Annotated in this window: 20 protein-coding genes; 7 read left to right on the top strand and 13 right to left on the bottom strand. The window is 67.8% G+C overall.

The genetic code is table 11. The annotated features are described in order from the left end of the window. Nucleotides 1-54 precede the first annotated feature (54 nt). Nucleotides 55-999, bottom strand: a complete 945-nt coding sequence (locus ACLJK8_RS08410) for a substrate-binding domain-containing protein (protein ID WP_413149713.1) — start codon at nucleotides 997-999, stop codon at nucleotides 55-57. 179 nt (nucleotides 1,000-1,178) lie between these two features. After that, complete coding sequence (locus tag ACLJK8_RS08405) at nucleotides 1,179-2,111, bottom strand: sugar ABC transporter substrate-binding protein (protein ID WP_413149712.1); 933 nt, start codon at nucleotides 2,109-2,111, stop codon at nucleotides 1,179-1,181. Nucleotides 2,112-2,509: 398 nt separating this feature from the next. On the opposite strand from ACLJK8_RS08405, the gene ACLJK8_RS08400 reads away from it, so the two are divergent. Next, on the top strand, nucleotides 2,510-2,743 hold the full coding sequence (locus ACLJK8_RS08400) for a hypothetical protein (RefSeq protein WP_413149710.1): 234 nt from the start codon (nucleotides 2,510-2,512) through the stop codon (nucleotides 2,741-2,743). A 66-nt stretch (nucleotides 2,744-2,809) separates the two neighbouring features. On the opposite strand, the gene ACLJK8_RS08395 is transcribed toward ACLJK8_RS08400, so the two are convergent. The 3 genes from ACLJK8_RS08395 to ACLJK8_RS08385 are packed head-to-tail and all read right to left on the bottom strand — an operon-like array spanning nucleotide 2,810 to nucleotide 4,505. Then, entirely contained in the window at nucleotides 2,810-3,154 is a 345-nt protein-coding gene (locus ACLJK8_RS08395) for a PfkB family carbohydrate kinase (RefSeq protein ID WP_413149709.1), read from the bottom strand. Beyond that, entirely contained in the window at nucleotides 3,129-3,848 is a 720-nt protein-coding gene (locus tag ACLJK8_RS08390; protein ID WP_413149707.1) for a ribokinase, read from the bottom strand. The genes ACLJK8_RS08395 and ACLJK8_RS08390 overlap by 26 nt, the downstream gene beginning before the upstream one ends. 9 nt (nucleotides 3,849-3,857) lie before the next feature. Then, the gene (locus ACLJK8_RS08385; RefSeq protein WP_413149706.1) at nucleotides 3,858-4,505 is read right to left on the bottom strand and encodes an SGNH/GDSL hydrolase family protein; all 648 of its coding nucleotides are present in this window, start codon (nucleotides 4,503-4,505) and stop codon (nucleotides 3,858-3,860) included. A gap of 113 nt (nucleotides 4,506-4,618) precedes the next feature. Between ACLJK8_RS08385 and cutA the strand changes: the two genes are divergently transcribed. Then, nucleotides 4,619-4,939 carry a divalent-cation tolerance protein CutA gene (cutA, locus tag ACLJK8_RS08380; protein WP_413149705.1) on the top strand — a complete coding sequence of 107 codons (321 nt, stop codon included), beginning with the start codon at nucleotides 4,619-4,621 and terminating at the stop codon, nucleotides 4,937-4,939. Between the two features lie 21 nt (nucleotides 4,940-4,960). Here the strand turns inward: cutA and ACLJK8_RS08375 are convergent, their stop codons facing one another. From ACLJK8_RS08375 to pstS, 8 genes are all read right to left on the bottom strand, one after another. Continuing rightward, nucleotides 4,961-5,821 carry an NAD-dependent epimerase/dehydratase family protein gene (locus tag ACLJK8_RS08375; RefSeq protein ID WP_413149704.1) on the bottom strand — a complete coding sequence of 287 codons (861 nt, stop codon included), beginning with the start codon at nucleotides 5,819-5,821 and terminating at the stop codon, nucleotides 4,961-4,963. Continuing rightward, nucleotides 5,809-6,672 (bottom strand): glycosyl transferase, encoded by an 864-nt coding sequence (locus tag ACLJK8_RS08370; RefSeq protein WP_413149703.1) that lies wholly within the window; start codon nucleotides 6,670-6,672, stop codon nucleotides 5,809-5,811. Before ACLJK8_RS08370 ends, ACLJK8_RS08375 begins: the two co-directional genes overlap by 13 nt. Beyond that, nucleotides 6,672-7,892 carry an NAD-dependent epimerase/dehydratase family protein gene (locus ACLJK8_RS08365; RefSeq protein WP_413149701.1) on the bottom strand — a complete coding sequence of 407 codons (1,221 nt, stop codon included), beginning with the start codon at nucleotides 7,890-7,892 and terminating at the stop codon, nucleotides 6,672-6,674. Before ACLJK8_RS08365 ends, ACLJK8_RS08370 begins: the two co-directional genes overlap by 1 nt. Nucleotides 7,893-8,035: 143 nt before the next feature. After that, nucleotides 8,036-8,716 (bottom strand): hypothetical protein, encoded by a 681-nt coding sequence (locus tag ACLJK8_RS08360; RefSeq protein WP_413149699.1) that lies wholly within the window; start codon nucleotides 8,714-8,716, stop codon nucleotides 8,036-8,038. 64 nt (nucleotides 8,717-8,780) lie between these two features. Next, nucleotides 8,781-9,614 (bottom strand): phosphate ABC transporter ATP-binding protein PstB, encoded by an 834-nt coding sequence (gene pstB / locus ACLJK8_RS08355; RefSeq protein ID WP_413149697.1) that lies wholly within the window; start codon nucleotides 9,612-9,614, stop codon nucleotides 8,781-8,783. Nucleotides 9,615-9,636: 22 nt separating this feature from the next. Then, nucleotides 9,637-10,521, bottom strand: a complete 885-nt coding sequence (pstA, locus tag ACLJK8_RS08350) for a phosphate ABC transporter permease PstA (RefSeq protein ID WP_413149696.1) — start codon at nucleotides 10,519-10,521, stop codon at nucleotides 9,637-9,639. 2 nt (nucleotides 10,522-10,523) lie between these two features. Continuing rightward, nucleotides 10,524-11,489 carry a phosphate ABC transporter permease subunit PstC gene (gene pstC, locus ACLJK8_RS08345; RefSeq protein ID WP_413149695.1) on the bottom strand — a complete coding sequence of 322 codons (966 nt, stop codon included), beginning with the start codon at nucleotides 11,487-11,489 and terminating at the stop codon, nucleotides 10,524-10,526. 90 nt (nucleotides 11,490-11,579) lie between these two features. Continuing rightward, entirely contained in the window at nucleotides 11,580-12,617 is a 1,038-nt protein-coding gene (pstS, locus tag ACLJK8_RS08340) for a phosphate ABC transporter substrate-binding protein PstS (RefSeq protein WP_413149694.1), read from the bottom strand. Nucleotides 12,618-12,645: 28 nt separating this feature from the next. Between pstS and ACLJK8_RS08335 the strand changes: the two genes are divergently transcribed. The 5 genes from ACLJK8_RS08335 to ACLJK8_RS08315 all read left to right on the top strand — a co-directional run bounded on the left by ACLJK8_RS08335 (nucleotide 12,646) and on the right by ACLJK8_RS08315 (nucleotide 18,941). Continuing rightward, the gene (locus ACLJK8_RS08335; protein WP_413149693.1) at nucleotides 12,646-12,846 is read left to right on the top strand and encodes a hypothetical protein; all 201 of its coding nucleotides are present in this window, start codon (nucleotides 12,646-12,648) and stop codon (nucleotides 12,844-12,846) included. A 153-nt stretch (nucleotides 12,847-12,999) separates the two neighbouring features. Further along, nucleotides 13,000-14,937 carry a sigma-54-dependent Fis family transcriptional regulator gene (locus tag ACLJK8_RS08330; protein WP_413149692.1) on the top strand — a complete coding sequence of 646 codons (1,938 nt, stop codon included), beginning with the start codon at nucleotides 13,000-13,002 and terminating at the stop codon, nucleotides 14,935-14,937. Nucleotides 14,938-15,097: 160 nt separating this feature from the next. Beyond that, nucleotides 15,098-15,898, top strand: a complete 801-nt coding sequence (locus ACLJK8_RS08325) for an SDR family NAD(P)-dependent oxidoreductase (protein ID WP_413149691.1) — start codon at nucleotides 15,098-15,100, stop codon at nucleotides 15,896-15,898. A 13-nt stretch (nucleotides 15,899-15,911) separates the two neighbouring features. Then, on the top strand, nucleotides 15,912-17,057 hold the full coding sequence (locus ACLJK8_RS08320; protein ID WP_413149690.1) for a 2,3-butanediol dehydrogenase: 1,146 nt from the start codon (nucleotides 15,912-15,914) through the stop codon (nucleotides 17,055-17,057). A gap of 81 nt (nucleotides 17,058-17,138) precedes the next feature. Beyond that, the gene (locus ACLJK8_RS08315; RefSeq protein ID WP_413149689.1) at nucleotides 17,139-18,941 is read left to right on the top strand and encodes an NAD(P)/FAD-dependent oxidoreductase; all 1,803 of its coding nucleotides are present in this window, start codon (nucleotides 17,139-17,141) and stop codon (nucleotides 18,939-18,941) included. The last annotated feature ends 456 nt before the right edge of the window (nucleotides 18,942-19,397 follow it).

Here is a 19,397-nt window from a genome sequence, read left to right as displayed (position 1 = left end):
TCTTCTACCGTCGTCTGGCGGGCCGCGCGAAAGCCGCGCGCGGCCCGCTCCTCGTCATTTCGGCTGGTAGTCCGCCGCGTTCTCCGCCGTGACCAGTTCGAAAGGCACGTAGACCTCCCGCGGCACATCGTTGCCGGCGATCAGGTCGAGGAGCGTGTCCACCGCCCCCGAGCCCTGGCCGGGCGCGCTCTGGTAGACCGTGAAGTCGAGGTCGCCCATCGCGATCGAGGCCAGCGCGTCCGGCGTCGCATCGACGCCCGCGATGATCACATCCTCCATCGAGGCGCCGGCGCCCTTCATCGCCTGGACCGCGCCCAACGCCATCTCATCGTTGTTCGCGATCACGCCGTCGAACTCGATCCCCGAGGAGAGCCAGTTCGTCATCAGATCGACCGCCTGGGTCCGCTGCCAGGTCGCGGTCTGCTCGTCGGCGACCGTGATGAAGGAGCAGTCCGGCGTCGCGAGGACGTCCTTCACTCCCTGGGTCCGGAGACGGGTGGCCTGGTTCGACAGGTCGCCCAGCATGATGAGGATGCTCGCCTCGGTCTTGCCGGCTTCCTTCAGCAGGCGGCAGGTTTCCTGACCCTGGATCTGCCCGGCCTCGATCTCCTTCGAGCCGACGAAGGCCTGGTTGTCGGGCAGGCTGTCGAGGTTGGCCGGCAGGTTGTTCACATAGACGAGCGGCAGGCCGGCGTTCGAGGCGACCGCGGTCATCGCCGGGGTCGAGTCGCTGTCGACCGGGGCGACGATCAGCCCGGCGAGGCCCGAGGCCGTGAAGTTTTCGATCTGGCTGAGCTGCCGGCCCACGTCGCGCTGGGCATCCTCGAACTGCGTCGTGGCGCCCTTTTCCTCCGCGCGGCTGGCCATCGCCTCGCGCAGCAGCGTCAGAAAGTTGTCGTCGAAATTCGACACCGCGATGCCGAGTTCCTGCGCGGCGGCCGGGCTTGCCAGCGCGGCGACGACCGCGGCCGGGGCCAGCAGGTTAAGTCGGAAAACCATTCATTCCTCCCAAAGGGCCTTGCACGAGCGGCAGGCCTCGCCGTGTTTCGCCGGAGCTCTCTTTCCGCTTCGGCCGGTCACACGGCACGGCCTCCCGTCAAAGGCGTAGCACTATTTGCGAGTCGTGGAATGCCGGATCGCTCCGGCGCGCAAGTCGGGCACGCCGGAACGAGGCGGGATCACTGGTAGTTGGCGAGGTTCTCGGGCGTGACCAGTTCGAAGGGGATGAAGACCTGCTTCTCGGTCTGCTCTCCGGCCGCGAGCGCCAGCGCGGTGGCGAGCGCCCCCTCGCCCTGGCCCTGTGCGTTCTGGTAGACCGTCACGTCGAGATCGCCGGCGGCCATCGCGGCCAGCGCGTCCTGGGTCGCGTCGATGCCCGCGACAATGACGGAGTCCATCGTGAGGCCGGCGGATTTCATCGCCTGGACCGCGCCGATCGCCATCTCGTCGTTGTTCGAGACCACCGCGTCGAACTCGATCCCGGCGGAGAGCCAGTTCGCCATCAGATCGCTGCCGAGCGTGCGCTGCCAGTTCGCGGTCTGCTCCTCCGCGATCGTCATGAACGAGCAATCCTCGGTCGCGATCACGTCATGGATGTCCTGGGTGCGCTGGCGGGCGGCCTGGTTGGAAAGCTCGCCCATCATCACGACGAGATTGGCCTCGGTCTTGCCGGCGGCCTTGAGCAGGCGGCAGACTTCCTGCGTCTGCAGCGTGCCGCTTTCGCGCTCATCCGAGGCGACGAAGGCCTGGCCATCGGGCAGCGCGTCCACGTTCACGGGCATGCGGTTCACATAGACGAGCGGGATGCCGGCGGCGTCGGCGGCGGCGCTCATCGCGACGGTGGCGTCGGTATCGACGGGGTTGACGATGATCGCATCGACCCCGGAGGCAATGTAATTCTCGATCTGGCTCAACTGCTTGCCGACGTCGTTGGTCGCGTCCTCGACCTGGAGCGTGACATCTTCGAGCGTCGCCGCGTGGTCGATCATGCCGTTGCGCAGCACGGTCAGGAAGTTGTCGTCGAAGGCGGCCATCGACACACCGACATTCGCAGCCATCGCGGCCTGTCCCATCAGGGTGAACGCGGCGACGCCGACCATCAGCTTCTTCATTGGTATCATCCTCCACCTTCCGGACCGCACCAGCGCCGCCCGTCCCGGATCACCCGGATTTCGTTGCGCCCGAACCGTGGGCCATGCCCGTGGAACGAATGCGCTGATTTGTTTTATTGCAGAATTTTTATTCCATATTTTGTTCGTCCGTCAAGTGCGATGTCGGGGCCCGTTGCGAATGATCGGCGGCTCCCGACCGATCCAGCGCTGGAGCAACCCATTCCGAGACCTGAATTTTCCGCTTCTCCGTGCGCGTGGCACATCGCGGCGCGATGAAACGGGGCGGAGATGAGTCCGGCATGCCGCGTGATTCGATTCGGCCCGGAGGGCTGGACCGATTCGACGCCTCGCCTCCGCTTTCGGCTTCCGCCAGGCGACGGGCCGGGTTAAGACATGGCATGAGGAAGTTCATCGACACCGACCATCCCGCCTTCAAGCCGGTCTGGCTGCGGGTGGTGACGACCGCCGTCTGTCTCGCCTGGGGCGTGTTCGAGCTGGTGACCGGGAGCCCGTTCTGGGCGATCATCTTCCTCGGCCTCGGCGCCTATTGCGTCTACGCCTTCTTCTTCGATTTCCACCCGGAGAACCATCCGTCGCAGCAGCCGCCCGAGGCGCCGAAGGAGCCGGAGTAGCTCGCCCCCCGGGCCCGATCCCAGGGTCCGGCCCCCGGGGATCGGTTCCGGGTTCAATTCCGGGGTTCAACTCCGGGCGAGCAGCTCCTCGACCTCGGCGCGCGTCGGCATCGAGGCGGCCGCGCCGGGCCGGGTCACGGAGATCCCGGCGACGGCGCTCGCGAAGCGCAGCGCCTCGCGCGGAGCCATCCCGCTCGCCAGCGCCGCGGCCAGCCCGCCGTTGAAGGCATCGCCCGCGCCGACCGTTTCCGCGACCGGGCCCGGCGCCATCGCGGGGATGAGCTCCGCGCCACCCGGCGCGCACCAGAGGACGCCGCGCGCACCCAGCGTTATCACCGCGTTCCCCGCGCCGAGATCGAGCAGCGCCTGCCCCGCCGCCCGCGCGTCATCGGGNGATGAGCTCCGCGCCACCCGGCGCGCACCAGAGGACGCCGCGCGCACCCAGCGTTATCACCGCGTTCCCCGCGCCGAGATCGAGCAGCGCCTGCCCCGCCGCCCGCGCGTCATCGGGACCCTTGACCGCGATCCCGGTCATGTCCTCCGCCTCGGTCTCGTTCGGCGTGACATAGTCGCAGAGGCGGAGCAGGTCGCCCGGCAGGCGCCGGCCGGGCGCGGGGTTCAGGATCGTGGCCGCCCCCGCCGCCCGGGCAAGCTCAAGCCCGCGCGCGGCCGCGGCGAGCGGCTGTTCGAGCTGGGTCAGGAAGACATCCGCCCCTTCGATCAGTTCCGCCCGCGCCTCGAGATCGCCCGGGCCGAGCTCACCCGCGGCGCCCGGCGCGATGATGATCGCATTGTTGCCGGTTCCGGCCTCCACGAAGATGAAGGCGGCGCCGGTATGCCCGTCGGCGGAGCGTGTCACCGCCGGCGTGACGCCCGCCGACCGCCAGAGATCGAGCGCCATCTCGGCGAAAGCATCCTGGCCGAGCCGGGAGATGATCGTCACCTCGGCGCCGAGCCGACCGGCCGCCACCGCCTGGTTCGAGCCCTTGCCACCCGGCCCGAGCGCGAAACCGAGGCCGTGCAGCGTTTCGCCGATCCGGGGCATCCGCTCGGCGCGATAGGTGGTGTCCGCGTTGAAGACACCGAGGATCACAATCCTGCCCATGATCGCCCCTCAGATCGGGAGACGGGCGATCGCGCCCGCGACCGCCTCGCCAAGCCGCGCATGCGCCTCGGCGTCGAAATGAACCCCGTCGAGCGGGCTCGACTCGATCACCTGTCCCGCGTTCAGAAACGGCAGATCGAACCGCGCGGCCACCTCGGCATAGACCGCGCCGAGCCGCTTCGACTTCTCCGCGCCGCCCTCGAAGATCTCCGCGAGACAGCCCGCCTCCAAGACCGGCGGCGGCGCGATCAGGAGGACCGCGGGGGCGGCGCCCCCGACCCCGGCGTTGCTTGTCCGGACGGTGTTGACGAGCGCGGTCACGGCATCGGCCATCTCGATCACCGGCACCTGAAAGCGCAGCTTCATGTCATTGGTGCCGAGCATCAGCGCCACCAGGTCGAGCGGCCGGTGGCTGTCAAGGAGCGCGGGCAGGATGGCGAGCCCGTTGCGATGCGCTCCGCCGATCGGATCGGGCATCACCGTGGTCCGGCCGGGCAGCCCTTCCTCGACCACCCGCCAGCCCTCGCCGAGCGCCGCGGCGAGCACGCCGGGCCAGCGCGTCTCCGGTCCGAAGCGGCCGAGATCGCCCAGCGCGCTCATCGGCATCGTGCCGTGGGTGTTGCTGTCGCCGTAGCACATCACCGACCGGATCTTCATTCGCTCCCCCTTTTCGTCTTTTCCCCGCGTCGCGCACGGGGTGGAAGATCAGGCGTAACGAAGCATACTGGCCGGCGCAACGACTTCCGCCGAGCGGACCTGAGGGAGCTGCCATGACCGAGATCGTGACCGTCGAGATCCTCTGCCCCGACGCGGAAACCGCGACGCGCATCGCCGGGGCCGCGCTCGACCGCCGGCTCGCGGCCTGCGCGAATATCGGCGCCGGGGTGACGAGCCACTACACCTGGCGCGGCGCGCGGGAGACCTCGCCGGAGGTGCCGCTGTTCCTGAAGACCCGCGCCACGCTCTTTCGCCCGCTCGCGACGCTCGCCCGGCAACTGCATCCCTACGATCTGCCCTGCATCCTCGCCCATCCGGTGACGATGGTGACGGAGGATTATCGCGACTGGGTGCTCGCCGAGACGGATGCGTAGGACGGACTTCGATCCCGCCGTTCACCGCGCCGCGGCGACGAGCTCCGGCAGGTCCGCGTCGAGCCGGGCCAGCCCGTCCGGCCGCCAGCCGAGCGCCCGGAGCCGGTCGGTCGCCATCACCGCGAGTCCCCCGGCATCGGCGCGCTCCGGCAGGGCGTGGGTCACGCCCGTCAGTTCGGCCACCCGCGCCAGCAGATCGCTCCGGTCGAGCACGAGGTCGGAGACGTTGTAGAACCGCTCGGTCTCGCCGCGTTCCAGCATCAGCCGGACCGCGGCGGCGACATCGGCGCCATGCACCTCGGTCGCGACACGGGGCGCGATCGGCTCGCCCGCGAGATAGCCGCGGAAGAGCCCCACCCATTTGTGCTCCGGCCCGCCCGGCAGATGGCCGAAGACGCCCGTCGCGCGCAGCGAGACCGGGCGCAGACCCTGATCCGCCAGCGCGTCCAGCATCTGCTCGGTCGCGTGCTTGCCCTGACCGTAGAGCGTCCCGCCGGGCGCGGGCGGCTCGGATTCATCGAGGATCGCGCCGGGCATCGGGTCGCCATAGGCCGCGCGGCTCGACAGGAAGATGGCGCGGTGAATGCCCTGGCGCATCGCCTCCTCGAAGAGCAGGCGCGAGCCTTCGACATTGCGGCGCCAGAAGCCCTCGGGATCGTCGCCCTCGCCACCCCGGTAGAGGCCCGGCACATGGTCGAAGGCCGCGTGGACCAGCGCGCCCGCTTCGGGCAGCGAAACCGGCACCCCGAGCTGCCAGGCGAAATACTCGACGCCCGGAACCGGCGCGCGGCCGAGCGTCGCGACATCGTAGCCGGCGGCCAGCAGATCTGCGAGGATGAAGCGGCCGACGCGGCCGGTCGCACCGGTGATCAGGACCCGCATGCGCCCTCCTTCGGCCCCGGCAGGGCGGCGATGTCGGGCGGGATGTTCTCGCCCGTGAGATAAGCCCGCCACAGGTCGATCAGCGGCCGCACCTGATCCGCCTTCGCATGGTCCTGCCAGGGCTTCTCGTATTGATAGTGCAGCACGCGGACCGAGGCCCAGTCCCAGAGATCGGGCAGGTTGAACCAGACGTATTGCAGCAGGTTGCAGTAGACCGGCAGCCCGTGCCAGCCGGGGAAGAAACTCTGCAGGAAGGTCTGATCCGTCCGGCGCCAGAACACCCCCGGCGCATCGAGCCGGGCGAGCATCGCGGCGAAGGTCGCGGCCGAGGGTTTCGCGACGAAGACCCCCGAGTTCAGCCGGGTGAAATCCCCGAGACTCTCGTAGACGTTCGGCGCGGCGGAGAATTCCGGGTACTGGAACAGGATATCGAGGTTTCGCAGGACGAGCGCGTCGGCGTCGATGAAGACGACGCGCTCGTATTCCTCCATCTGCCAGAGTCTCAGCTTGACGAAATTGTCGAGCGGCGTGTGAAAGGCCGGCTTCTCGCCCTTGGTGAAGGGTGCCGCGCCATGCAGCCGGTCGCGGCCATGCGCCGCGTTGAACGCGGCCGAGGTCGGGAGCAGATCGCAGCGCGCGAGGCGCACGCCGAATTCATGCATCGGCTCCAGATCCGGCCCGGAGACGCCGCCGGTATGCAGCACCACGATATCGGCCTGCGTTCCGGTCAGCCGGAGCGAGCGGCAGAGCGCGCGGGCGCCGAGCGCGTAATCGGCGTTCGTCACCAGCGTCGCATAGGCGTGGGTGCTGACCGGTGCGTGATCCGCCGCCGGGGCGCCCTCCGGCAGCATCAGGAGACCGAGCGGAGCGCGCGGCCCTCGGGATCGCGCTCGACAAGCTTGCCGATCTCGCGGGTCCAGGCGGAGACCGCCGGCACGCGGGCGCGATCGACGCGGTAGGCGAATTTCTTCGCGACCTCGACCACTTCCGACAGCAGCCCCTCGGCGAGGGTGATCGGCTGGAGCCCGAGGTCGAGAAACTGCCGGTTCTCGACGATGAGATCGTTCTCGGCGGCTTCCTTGCGCGGATTGGGCAGCCAGGCGATGCGCCCGCCGGTGAGGGTCGCCACCATCTCGGCAAGGTCGCGGACGCGGTGCGTCTCGGTCATCTGGTTGAAGACCTTGACCCGTTCGCCCCGCTTCGGCGCGTCGAGCAATGCGAGTTCGACGCAGCGCACGGAGTCCTGGATATGAATGAAGGCCCGGGTCTGGCCACCGGTCCCGTGCACCGTCAGCGGATAGTCGATCGCCGCCTGGATCAGGAAGCGGTTCAGCACCGTGCCGTAGTCGCCGTCATAGTCGAAGCGGTTGATCAGCTGGGCATGCCGCCGCGTCTGTTCGGTATGCGTGCCCCAGACGATCCCCTGATGCAGATCGGTGATCCGGAGCCCGTCGTTCTGGGCGTAGAACTGGAACAGGATCTGATCGAGGCTCTTGGTCATGTGGTAGATCGAGCCGGGGCGCGTCGGATAGAGGATCTCCTGCCGCTTCTTCTCACCGGAAAGCGTCTCGATATCGACCGGAAGGTATCCCTCCGGGATCGCGGCGCCGATGGTCGAATAGCCATAGACCCCCATGGTCCCGAGATGGATGAGATGCGCGTCGAGTTCGATCTCGACCAGCGCGTTCAGCACATTGTGCGTCGCGTTGACGTTGTTGGAGACCGTGTAGTTCTTGTGCCGGTCGGACTTCATCGAATAGGGCGCGGCGCGCTGCTCGGCGAAATGGATGACCGCGTCGGGACGTTCGGCGGCGAGCCAGGATTTCAGGATCTCGTAGTCCTTGGCGAGATCGATCAGATGGAAGTGGATGCGCCGGCCGGTCTCCGCGTGCCAGACGCGGCTGCGCTCCTGGATCGAATCCATCGGCGTCAGCGACTGGACGCCAAGCTCGGTATCGATCCAGCGGCGGCTGAGGTTGTCGAGGATATGCACCTCGTGCCCCTGATCGGACAGATGCAGCGAGGTCGGCCAGCCGACGAACCCGTCGCCACCCAGAACCGCGATCTTCATGGCCCTACTCCCCTCCGTGAAAAAACCGACCGCTCCCTATCAAGACTGTGTGACACTTCCCATACAGGATCGGCCCGTCCGATCCCGGCGCGCGGACGTAGTGTTAATAAGTCACAGGATGGCCCCGGAACACCAGATGCGACTCACACGACCCTCGCCGAAACCGGGCGCGGCGTGAGAAAGGCCGGATCGGCGCTCTCGCGGATGAACTGCGTCATCCGCCGCGCGCAGATGCCGAAGGTGAGCATCCCGGTGATCCCGTCCCGGCTCAGCGCCGCGATGCGTTCGGCGAGCCCGTGGTACTCGTCGAGCCGGCCGACCGTCACGACGAGAGGCGGCAGCCCGGCCCGCGCGAGACAATAGCTCGCGATCAGGGCGGCGGTGCGGCTGTTGCCCTCCAGGAAAAGCTGCGGCGCGCTCACCGCCTGCACATAGATCTCCGCCGCGAGCGTCTCCGGCGCATGGCGCTGCCAACGGGAGTAACGTTCGCTGAGCGCCGAGATGCCGCCGAGCGGATCGTCATAGAAATGCCGCTCGGTCGCTGTCAGATGCGACTGGAAGCTTGCCCGCCGCTCCGGAGAGACGCCGCAGAGAACGCGGTGATTGAGTTCGAGGATCTTGCCGCTCTGGCCATAGGCGAAGATGTCGATCCGCTCCGCGAGCAGTCGATCGACATAGCGATAGCCCTCGATGAGGCGCCGCGTCGCGTCGTCGGTCAGCGGCTCTTCGCGGAGCCGCTGCCAGCGTTCGGTCATGTCCGGCAGGCGAAGCAGGACACGTAGGGCTTCCTCGATACGCCCGAGATCGAGCCTGCGCCATTCCATCGCCGTCCTCCCCCCGCGGACCTGGCGTGCCGGCGAGCGGTCCGCCAGTCGCGAGGTCGCGCGATCAGCTGAACTCGCCCGAGATATAGTCCTTGGTAAGCTTCTCTCGCGGATCATGGAAGATCTGCCGCGTCTCGCCCTGCTCGACGAGGAAGCCGGTACGGCCGCCCTTGGAGATGTCGACCGAGAAGAAGGCCGTCTTGTCGGCGACGCGCATCGCCTGCTGCATGTTGTGCGTCACGATGGCGACCGAATAGTCCTGCTTCAGCTCCAGCATCAGTTCTTCGATGATGCGGGTGGCGATCGGGTCGAGGGCGGAGCAGGGCTCGTCCATCAGGAGCACGGTCGGCGAGGTCGCGATGGCGCGGGCGATGCAGAGCCGCTGCTGCTGGCCACCGGAGAGCGCGAGGCCGTTCTGCTTCAGCTTGTCCTTGACCTCGTTCCAGAGACCCGCCTTGCGCAGCGCGCTTTCGACCCGCTCGTCATAGTCGCCCTTGAAGCGGTTGAGGCGCAGGCCGAAGGCGACGTTCTCGTAGATCGACATCGAGAACGGATTCGGCTGCTGGAACACCATGCCGATGTGACGGCGCACGACGACCGGATCGACCGATTTCGCGTAGATGTCCTGGCCGAGGAAGCGGACCGAACCCATGAGGCGGAAGCTCGGGATCAGGTCATTCATCCGGTTGAGCGAGCGGAGCACGGTGGACTTGCCGCAGCCCGACGGGCCGATGAAGCCGGTGATCTTGCCCTTCTCGATCGGGACATGGCTGTCGCGGACCGCGAGGAAATCGCCGTAGTAGATCTTCTCCACCTTGGCATCGATGGCGATCGCGGGATCGGTGGCGAGCCCCGTCCGCGGCGCGCCGGTGGTTTCGACGGTGTTGAGGGAGACCATGGCCGAGTTTCCTTGCATTGGATCAGACACGACGCGCGCCGATGAGGCGGCTGAGGATGTTGAAGATGAGCACGATCATCACGAGGACGAGCGACGCCGCCCAGGCGAGCTCGATCTGGTTCGGGAAGGGCATGCCGGAGAAGTTGTAGATGAGGATCGAGAGCGAAGCCGTCGGTTCGGTGAAACTGCCGAGCCAATAGTTGGAAAAGAGCGCGGTGAAAAGGAGGGGCGCCGATTCCCCGGAAGCGCCCGCCACCGCGAGCATCACGCCCGTCAGGATGCCCGGCATCGCGGTCGGCAGCGTGACCTTCCAGATCACCTGCGTCTGGGTGCAGCCCATGCCGATCGCGGCGTCCTTCATCCGTTGCGGCACCATGCGGACCGCCTGTTCCGCCGTCAGCATCACGGTCGGGACCATCAGGACCGCGAGGGCGACGCCGCCGGCGATGGCCGAATAGGTGCCCATCATGAGAACGAGCCAGGCGTAGACGAAGACACCGGCCAGGATCGACGGGAAGCCGGTCAGCACCTTGCCGATGAAGCGGACGACATCCGAGACGCGGCTCGTCGGTGCGATGGCGCCGAGGAGGACACCGGAGATGATGCCGAGCGGAACCGAGATCGCCGAGGCGATCGCCACCATGACGAGCGTGCCGAGGATCGCATTGCCGAAGCCGCCGCCGGGCTCGAGCCCGGCCGGCGGCAGCGCCGTCAGGACTTCGAGGCCGAGGCGGGCGCCGCCCTGCGTGATCAGCATGTAGAGCACGGAGATGAGCGGCACCGCGGCGGCGAGCGCGATGACCCAGAGCAGGCCGGTCTGGATCATGTTCCGCAGCGCGCGCCGGTCGGAGAGATCGCGATCGAGGCTCGGGACCCGGGTTTCGGGGAGATCCGCGTGAATGGTCATGATCAGGCCACCGTTTGCTTCTTGGACATCGCCATGATGATCGTGCCGGCGATGTTGACGATGAGCGTGATGGCGAGGAGCGCGAGCGCCGCGTACATCAGCTGCTGCACCTCGATCGGTCCCGCCTCGGGAAACTGGGATGCGAGGAGCGATGCGAGCGTGTTGGCCGGAGAGAATAGTGACAGGCTGATCTGGTTCGCATTGCCGATCAGCATCGCGAGCGCCATGGTCTCGCCGAGCGCGCGCCCGAAGCCGAGCACGAGCGAGGCCGAGATGCCGCTCGCCGCGGTCGGCAGCATGACTTTCTGGATCGCCTCCCAGCGGGTCGTGCCCATGCCATAGGCCGCTTCCTTCACCTTGAACGGGATGAGCTGGAAGGCGTCCTGGCTGATCGCGGCCACGGTCGGCAGCACCATGATCGACAGCACGATGACCGCCGGTGCGAGGCCGGGGCCGCCCATCGGGGTCGCGAAGAGCGGGATGAAGTCGAAATTGCTGTGCAGGAAGTTCGCGATCGGGCGCAGCGCCGGGATCACCACGTAGATGCCCCAGAGGCCGAAGACGACCGAGGGGATCGCCGCGAGAAGCTCGATCGTCGTGCGGAACACCCGCGCGAGCCGGGGGTCGAGGAAGTCCTGCGTCAGGAAGATCGCGACGGCGACGCCGAAGAAACCCGCGATGATGAGCGCGAGGATCGAGCTGTAGAGTGTGCCCCAGATCTCCGCGAGAATGCCGTATTCGCCGTTCTGCGGGTCCCAGACCGCGCGCGTCAGGAAGCCGAGGCCGTCCCGCGCGATGGCCGGCGCGGCCTGCGCGCCGATCTTCCAGAGGATGTAGACCAGCAGGAGAACGATGAGCACCCCCGAGGCATAGGCGAGCCCGCGAAAGGCGCGGTCGGTGAGGATCTCCGCCTGGGATGGAGGCCGCGAGATCGAGCGGTCGTTCAGTTCAGTCCCTTCGGCACTCATTAACCGGCCTTCCGTTCTGGAGGTTCGTCTCAACTACGGGAAAGGGCGGCGTCGGATACGCCGCCCGCGGGAGTGGTGTGGTCGGTCCTCTTAGGAGGAGGCGCCGATCTGCTCCGCGGCGGCGCGGACCTTCTCGATCACCGATTCCGGCATCGGGATGTAGCCCAGTTCCTCGGCGCTCTCCTGACCCGTGGTCAGGCCGTATTCGATCATGTCCTTGATCGCCGCGACCTTCGCCTCGTCCTGGCCGGACTTGTAGAAGAGCATCCAGGTGAAGGTGGCCATCGGATAGGCGCCGGCGCCCTGCGGGTCGGTGATGAAGGCGCGCATGTTGGTGTCGAACTCGGCGGTGTCGAGGGCGAGCGCGCCGCCTTCACCACCCGGGGCGACGAACTCGCCGGCCGCGTTCTCGACGGTCGCCATCGGCGTGCCGGTCATCTTCGCAAAGCCGTATTCGATGTAGCCGATCGCGCCCGGCGTCTGCATGACCGTCGCGGTGACGCCATCGTTCTTCGGCGCCTTCACGACGCGGCTGATCGAAGGCCACTGCACCGTCTTGCCCTCGCCGACCTCCTCCGCGAAGGCGGTGTCGATCGCGGCCAGGTGGCTCGTGAAGTTGAAGGTCGTGCCCGAGGAGTCGGAGCGGACGACGACGGTGATCGGCGTGTCGGGCAGTTCGACGCCGGGATTCGCCTCGGCGATCCGCGGGTCGTTCCAGGTCTCGATCTTGCCGGCGAAGATCTCCGGATAGATGTCGCGCGGCAGCTTCAGTTCGGCGACCTCGGGCAGGTTGTAGGCGAGGACGACCTCGCCCGCCGTCATCGGGAGCAGAACGACGCCGCTCTGGACCTGCGCCATTTCCTCATCGGTCATCGCCGCGTCGCTGGCCGCGAAATCGACGACGCCGTTCACGAGGTCCTGAATGCCAGCGCCCGAACCCTTCGACTGATAGTCCACCGTCACGCCGTCACTGTTGGTGGCGCTGAAATCCTTGAACCAGGCGGAATAGATCGGGAACGGGAAGCTGGCGCCGGAGCCGGTGAGACGGGTCTCGGCCTGAGCGGCGGGCGCGCCGGCTGCGACCGCGATCGTGGCGGCCGCGGCGAGGGCGGCGATGAACTTGCGCATATCTGGACTCTCGATTTGAGGGGTCAGTTTGTTTGCGCTGCAGCATGCCACCCGTTTACGACAGTTCCATGGCAGTCGTGTGACAGTTTCTTCAATCTTTGTGACCAAACGACCGACGGGCATCGGCCTTGATAAATCCCTTCTATATCAGATAGATACTCAAACGCAAGCGATCTTCGGCATCGGCGGCCACCGGCTTTCCCGCCCACCGCGCGGCCTTCTTCTGTGACAGAAGGTTAACCGGACCGGCCGCGGCCGGCGCCGACTCACCCTTCCGGAACCGATGCGTCCCGGGCCCGTTGCCCTCTCGGAGAACGTGGACAAGCGCTTGCCGAAATGCTTGGCTCACGTGGGAGGAACGGCCCCGGGAGAGGCGACCGGAATGTCCAATGCGCGCGACCATATCACCGAGATCGAGCAGGTCGTGAACGGAAGCGGCTCCGGCCGCGACCCGCTGGTGATCGACTCCTGGCGGCGTTGCGTCACCGAGCACCAGCTCGACCCGTATCGCAACCGCGAGGCGTTCATCCTGTCGGAACGCGAGCTCCGCTCGCATCGGGAGCAATCCGAGGAACTGATCGCCATCGCCCGCTCCGGGCTCGAGTCGCTCTATTCGCAGGTCGCGGGGCACGAATATGTACTGCTGCTCGGCGATGCCGCCGGGGTCGCGGTCGAATTCCTCGGCGATCCGCATTTCGACCGGCGGCTCAGGAAGGCCGGGCTCTATCTCGGCGCCGACTGGTCGGAGGCGCGGGCCGGCACCTGCGCGATCGGCGCCTGCATCGCCTCGGGTCAGGCGCTGACGATCCATCAGACCGACCATTTCGATCTCACCCACACGCCGCTCTCCTGCACCGCCGCGCCGATCTACGACACCCAGGGCCAGTTCGCGGCGGTGCTCGACATCTCGCTCCTCGCCTCGCCCATCGCCAAGGCGAGCCAGAACCTCGCGCTGCATCTCGTCGCCGCGACCGCCCGGAGGATCGAGCTTGCCAATCTCATGGCGCGGACCCGGCATGAATGGGTGCTGCGCTTCTCGCGCTCGCCCGACTTTCTCGACGTGGACCCCGAAGCGGCGATCTCGCTCGACGGCTCGGGGCGGATCATCGGCATGACGCATGGCGGCGCGGAGATCCTCGCGCGCGCCGCGGGGCTCGACTGGCGGCGCCCGGATCTCATCGTCGGGCGAAGCCTCGAGGATTTCTTCGAGATGAACGTCGACGATCTCGCCGATCTGACGCGCGAGCGCCCGACGCGCGACCGGATGATCGTAGCGCATGACGGCGACCGGCTCTTCGCCCATGCGATCGAGCCCCGGCGTGCCCGCCGCCCGTCCGCGCCACCGGTGCCGAACGCGCTCGGCGCGCTCGGCCGCGATCCGGCGATCGACGCGCTGCGCGCCAAGGCGCTGAAACTCGCCCGCACCGCGCTGCCGATCCTGATCCAGGGCGAGACCGGCACCGGAAAGGAATTCCTCGCCCGCGCGCTCCATGAGGCGAGCGGACGCGCCGGCGCCTTCGTCGCGGTGAATTGCGCGGCGATCCCGGAGAGCCTCATCGAAGCGGAGCTTTTCGGCCACGCGCCCGGCGCCTTCACCGGTGCCAGCGCGCGGGGCCGCAAGGGGCTGGTCGAGGAGGCGGACGGCGGCACGCTCTTTCTCGACGAGATCGGCGACATGCCCCTCACGCTGCAGGCGCGGCTTCTCCGGGTGCTCGCCGAGGGCGAGGTGACGCCGGTCGGCGCCTCGCAGCCGAAGCGGGTCAGCCCGCGCGTTCTCTCCGCCTCGCACCGCGCCCTGCCCGATCTGGTGCGCGAGGGGAAGCTGCGCGAGGATCTCTACTATCGCCTCGCCGCGGCGACGCTGACCCTGCCGCCGCTCAGGGCGCGCGAGGACTTCGACTGGCTCGCGGGGCAGCTGCTCGCCAATGGCGCGGCGCGGATCTCGCCCGAGGCGCTCCACCGGCTGCGCGCGCATCGCTGGCCTGGGAACCTGCGCGAACTGGGCAACGTACTCGCCGTCGCCGCGGCGTTTTGCGACGACGGAGTGATCCGCCCGGCCGATCTGCCGGAAGGCATGGATCGCCCGGCCGCCCTGCCCGCTCCGCCCATCGAGCCCCAGGGGGTTGATCCCGGGGCGGACGATCCCTGCGCGGCCGATCCGGGTATGGTCGATCCAGGCATGGTCGATCCGGACGCGCGGGAACTGTCCGCCGCGCTGGCGGCGACGGGCGGCAATGTCGCCGCCGCCGCCCGCCGCCTCGGAATCGACCGCACCACCGCCCATCGCCGGATGCGGCGCTTCGGGATCGGCCGCCACTGAGGCGCCTCACATCGCGCCGCGTGGCGCCACACCTGTGGCGCCCGGACAGCGCGACGCCACACTCCACCCCTCACTTGCAAGCCAAATCCAGCCCGAAATCCTGGCACGATCCTTGCTTTACGATCGGCACAACCAACGAAAACAAGCGGGAGGACACTTCATGCACAATCCGGACGGGCGCTCCGTCATCGTGACCGGCGCCGGACGCGGGATCGGCGCGGCGATGGCCAAAGGCATCGCCGAGGCGGGCGGACGGCTCACCATCGCCGACATCGACGCCGGAAGCGCCGAGGCGGTCGCCGAGGAAATCCGCGCGGCGGGCGGCACGGCGATCGGAGTCCAGGCGGATGTCACCGACCGCGCGGCGACCCGGGCGATGATCGCGGCGGCGGTCGAAGCCCATGGCCGGCTCGACGTGATCTTCAACAATGCCGGCATCGCCCAGACCAGGCCGTTCCTCTCGATCACCGAGGCCGACTGGCGGCGGGTGATGGATGTCAACGGGCTCGGCGTCCTGATCGGCATGCAGGAGGCGATCGAGCAGTTCCGGAAACAGGGCAAGGACGCGCGCGGCTTCGGCGGGCGGATCGTCAACACCGCCTCGATCGCCGGCAAGCAGGGCTACGAGCCGCTCGCGCATTACTCCGCCTCGAAATTCGCCGTGGTCGCACTCACGCAGGCCGCCGCCCGCGCCTTCGGCGGCGACGGCATCAGCGCCAACTGCGTCTGCCCCGGCGTGGTCGCCACCGACATGTGGAAGCTGATCGACAAGGGGTTCAAGGACGAAGGGCTCACCGGCCGCGACGGAGAAGCCTTCGAGACCTTCTCGCAGGGCATCCTGCTCGGCCGCCCCTCCGCCTCCGAGGATCTGGTCGGCGTCGCCGTCTTTCTCGCTTCCCCCGCCTCCGACTACATGACCGGGCAGAGCCTGGTGGTCGATGGCGGCATGGTTTTCGTCTGAAGGAGCTAGAGTCATGACCGAGGCTACCGAACTGACCCGTACCGCCGCCGGCGACGCCGATACCGGGGCCGGCACTGGGGCCGGCACGATGAAGGCGCTGCGCTTCCACGCGGCGAAGGATCTGCGCGTCGAGGATGTCGAGAAGCCGGGGCAGCCCGGACCGAGGCAGGTTCTGGTCCGCAACCGCTTCGTCGGCATCTGCGGCACCGACCTGCATGAATATTCCTACGGGCCGATCTTCATCCCGAAGGAGCCGCATCCCTTCACCGGCGCCCATGGCGTGCAGATCCTCGGCCATGAATTCGGCGGCGTGGTCGAGGCGGTGGGCGAGGGCGTGACCAATGTGGCACCCGGCGACCGCGTCTCGATCCAGCCGCTCGTCATGCCGCGCTCGGGCGACTACTTCTCCGACCGGGGGCTCTTCCACCTCTCGCCGGATCTCGCGCTCGTCGGGCTCTCCTGGGTCTCGGGCGGCATGGCGGAATGGGCGCTCGTCAACGACTACAACGTCGCCCCCGTCCCCGACACGCTCTCCGACGAGGAAGCGGCGCTGGTCGAGCCCGCCGCCGTCTCGGTCTATGCCTGCGACCGGGGCGGAGTCACGGCGGGGTCGAGCGTGCTCGTGACAGGCGCCGGCCCGATCGGCGCGCTGACCCTGCTCGCGGCGAAGGCCGCCGGGGCGACGCAGCTTTTCGTCTCCGATCTCAACGACACGCGGCTCGGCTTCATGCGCGAGATGCTGCCCGAGGTCGTCACGCTCAACCCGAAGCGCGACAACGTGGGCGACGCGATCCGCGCCGCGACCGAGGGCAATGTCGGCTGCGACGTGGCGATCGAATGCGTCGGCAACGAACACGCGCTCAAGGCCTGCCTCGACGCGGTACGCAAGCAGGGCGTGGTGGTGCAGACCGGCCTGCACCCGCATGACAACCCGCTCGACTGGTTCGCCGTCACCTTCAAGGACGTCGATATCCGGGGCTCCTGGGCCTATCCGACGCATTACTGGCCGCGCGTGATCCGGATGATCGCCTCCGGCCTTCTGCCGGCCTCGAAGGTGGTGACGAAGCGGATCCGGCTCGACACCGCGGTGACCGAGGGTTTCGACGCGCTGCTCGATCCCGCCGGCACCCAGCTCAAGATCCTGATCGCCCTCGACTGAGGCGGCGGTCCAAGGACCCGGATGCGCGGGCGGCCTGCCCCCCGCGCACCCCAAACGACATAACAGCAAGGAGGAATATCAATGCTTGATGACACCCCGACGGCTCAGCTCGAGACCATCCTCGGACGGCTGAACGAGGCGCTCGAACAAGGCGATGCCAAGGCCGCCGCGGCGCTGTTCCAGGCCGACAGCTACTGGCGCGACCTCGTCGCCTTCACATGGAACCTCAAGACGATGGAGGGGCCGGACGAGATCCGCGCGATGCTGGAAGCCCAGTTGGGCGCGCAGAAGCCTCGCGACATGCGGCTCGACCCGAACGAGACCCCCACGGCGAGCGGCGATGTGCTTGAGGGCTGGATCGATTTCGAGACCGAGACCGGCCGCGGCCACGGCTATATCCGGGTGAAGAACGGGCTCATCTGGACGCTGCTCACCACGCTGACCGAGATCAAGGGCCATGAGGAGCCGAAGGGCATCCGCCGCCCGATGGGCGCGGAGCATGGGCACGACAAGCACCGCAAGACCTGGAAGGAGAAGCGCGAGCACGAATCCGAGGAACTCGGCTACTCCGAGCAGCCCTACGTCCTCATCATCGGCGGCGGCCAGGGCGGCATCGCGCTCGGCGCGCGGCTGCGCCAGCTCGGCGTGCCGACGATCATCGTCGACAAGCACGGGCGGCCCGGCGACCAGTGGCGCAAGCGCTACAAGTCGCTCTGCCTCCACGACCCGGTCTGGTACGACCACCTGCCCTATATCCCCTTCCCGGACAACTGGCCGGTCTTCACGCCGAAGGACAAGATCGGCGACTGGCTCGAGATGTACACCAAGGTGATGGAGCTCAACTACTGGACCTCGACCGAGGCCCGCTCGGCGAAATACGACGCGGAGAAGAAGGAGTGGGAAGTCGTCGTGAACCGCGGCGGCGAAGAGGTGGTCCTGCGCCCGAAGCAGCTCGTCTTCGCGACCGGCATGTCGGGCAAGGCCAATGTTCCGACGCTGCCCGGCCAGGACGTGTTCAAGGGCGAGCAGCAGCATTCCTCGGAGCATCCCGGTCCGGACGCCTATGTCGGCAAGAAAGTCGTGGTCATCGGCTCGAACAACTCCGCCCATGACATCTGCGCGGCGCTCTGGGAGGCCGGCGCCGATGTGACCATGGTCCAGCGCTCCTCGACCCATATCGTGCGCTCCGACACGCTCATGGATATCGGGCTCGGCGATCTCTACTCCGAGCGGGCGATCGCCAATGGCATCACCACGCGCAAGGCGGACCTGATCTTCGCCTCGCTGCCCTACAAGATCATGCACGAGTGGCAGATCCCGCTCTACGAGAAGATGAAGGAGCGCGACGCCGACTTCTATCAGGCGCTCGAGGATCGCGGGTTCCTGCTCGACTGGGGCTCGGACGGATCGGGGCTGTTCCTGAAGTACCTCCGCCGCGGCTCGGGCTACTACATCGACGTCGGCGCCTGCGATCTCGTCATCGACGGCTCGATCAAGCTCGTCTCCGGTCATGGGATCGAGCGGCTGAGCGAGACCGGAGTCGTGCTCGACGACGGGACCGAACTGCCGGCGGATCTCGTGGTCTATGCGACCGGCTATGGCTCGATGAACGGCTGGGCCGCCGATCTCATCAGCCAGGATGTCGCGGACAGGATCGGCAAGGTCTGGGGCCTCGGCTCCGACACGCCGAAGGACCCGGGCCCCTGGGAGGGCGAGCAGCGCAACATGTGGAAGCCGACCCAGGTCGAAGGGCTCTGGTTCCACGGTGGCAACCTGCATCAGTCGCGCCACTACTCGCAGTATCTGTCGCTGCAACTGAAGGCGCGTCTCGAAGGTCTCGATACGCCGGTCTACGGGCTCCAGGACGTGCACCACACGAGCTGAGGGTCCTCGCGGGACCATGGAAACCTGCCGGGGGCCGCGTGGAGGCCCCCGGACCCCCTCTCCCGCGGCCTCGCGGGATCTCGGCCGGGTCACGCCCGGCCGTTTCTCGTGCTGCACGTTCGTCGATGCGGACTGATTCGCGGATCGATTCGCCGCGGCGCGGTCGGCCGGGCGACCCGCGGGTGACGGGGCCGCGCGACGCCGGCGGCACGGGCACCGCCGACTGTGGCCCGGAGCGCACGGGTCAAGCCCGATTTCCGCCCATCTATCAGATAAATGCTTGGCGATCTTCGGGCGGAACATCCACTCGAACCCTATCGCATTACGATCATTTCTCGCTGCCGAACGCGACAGGCATTCCCGCGACGCGGCCAGGCCTCGCGTGAATCCGCGCGAGAATTCCCCTCGTCTCTCGGTTGAACGCGCCGATATAGGGTTGCGAGATGACGTAAACAC

It is taken from the genome of Amaricoccus sp. W119 (genome assembly GCF_047275745.1).
GTDB lineage: Bacteria > Pseudomonadota > Alphaproteobacteria > Rhodobacterales > Rhodobacteraceae > Amaricoccus.
The sequence above is the reverse complement of the archived record's forward strand: the minus strand, read 5'-3'. Positions and strand labels throughout refer to the sequence as shown.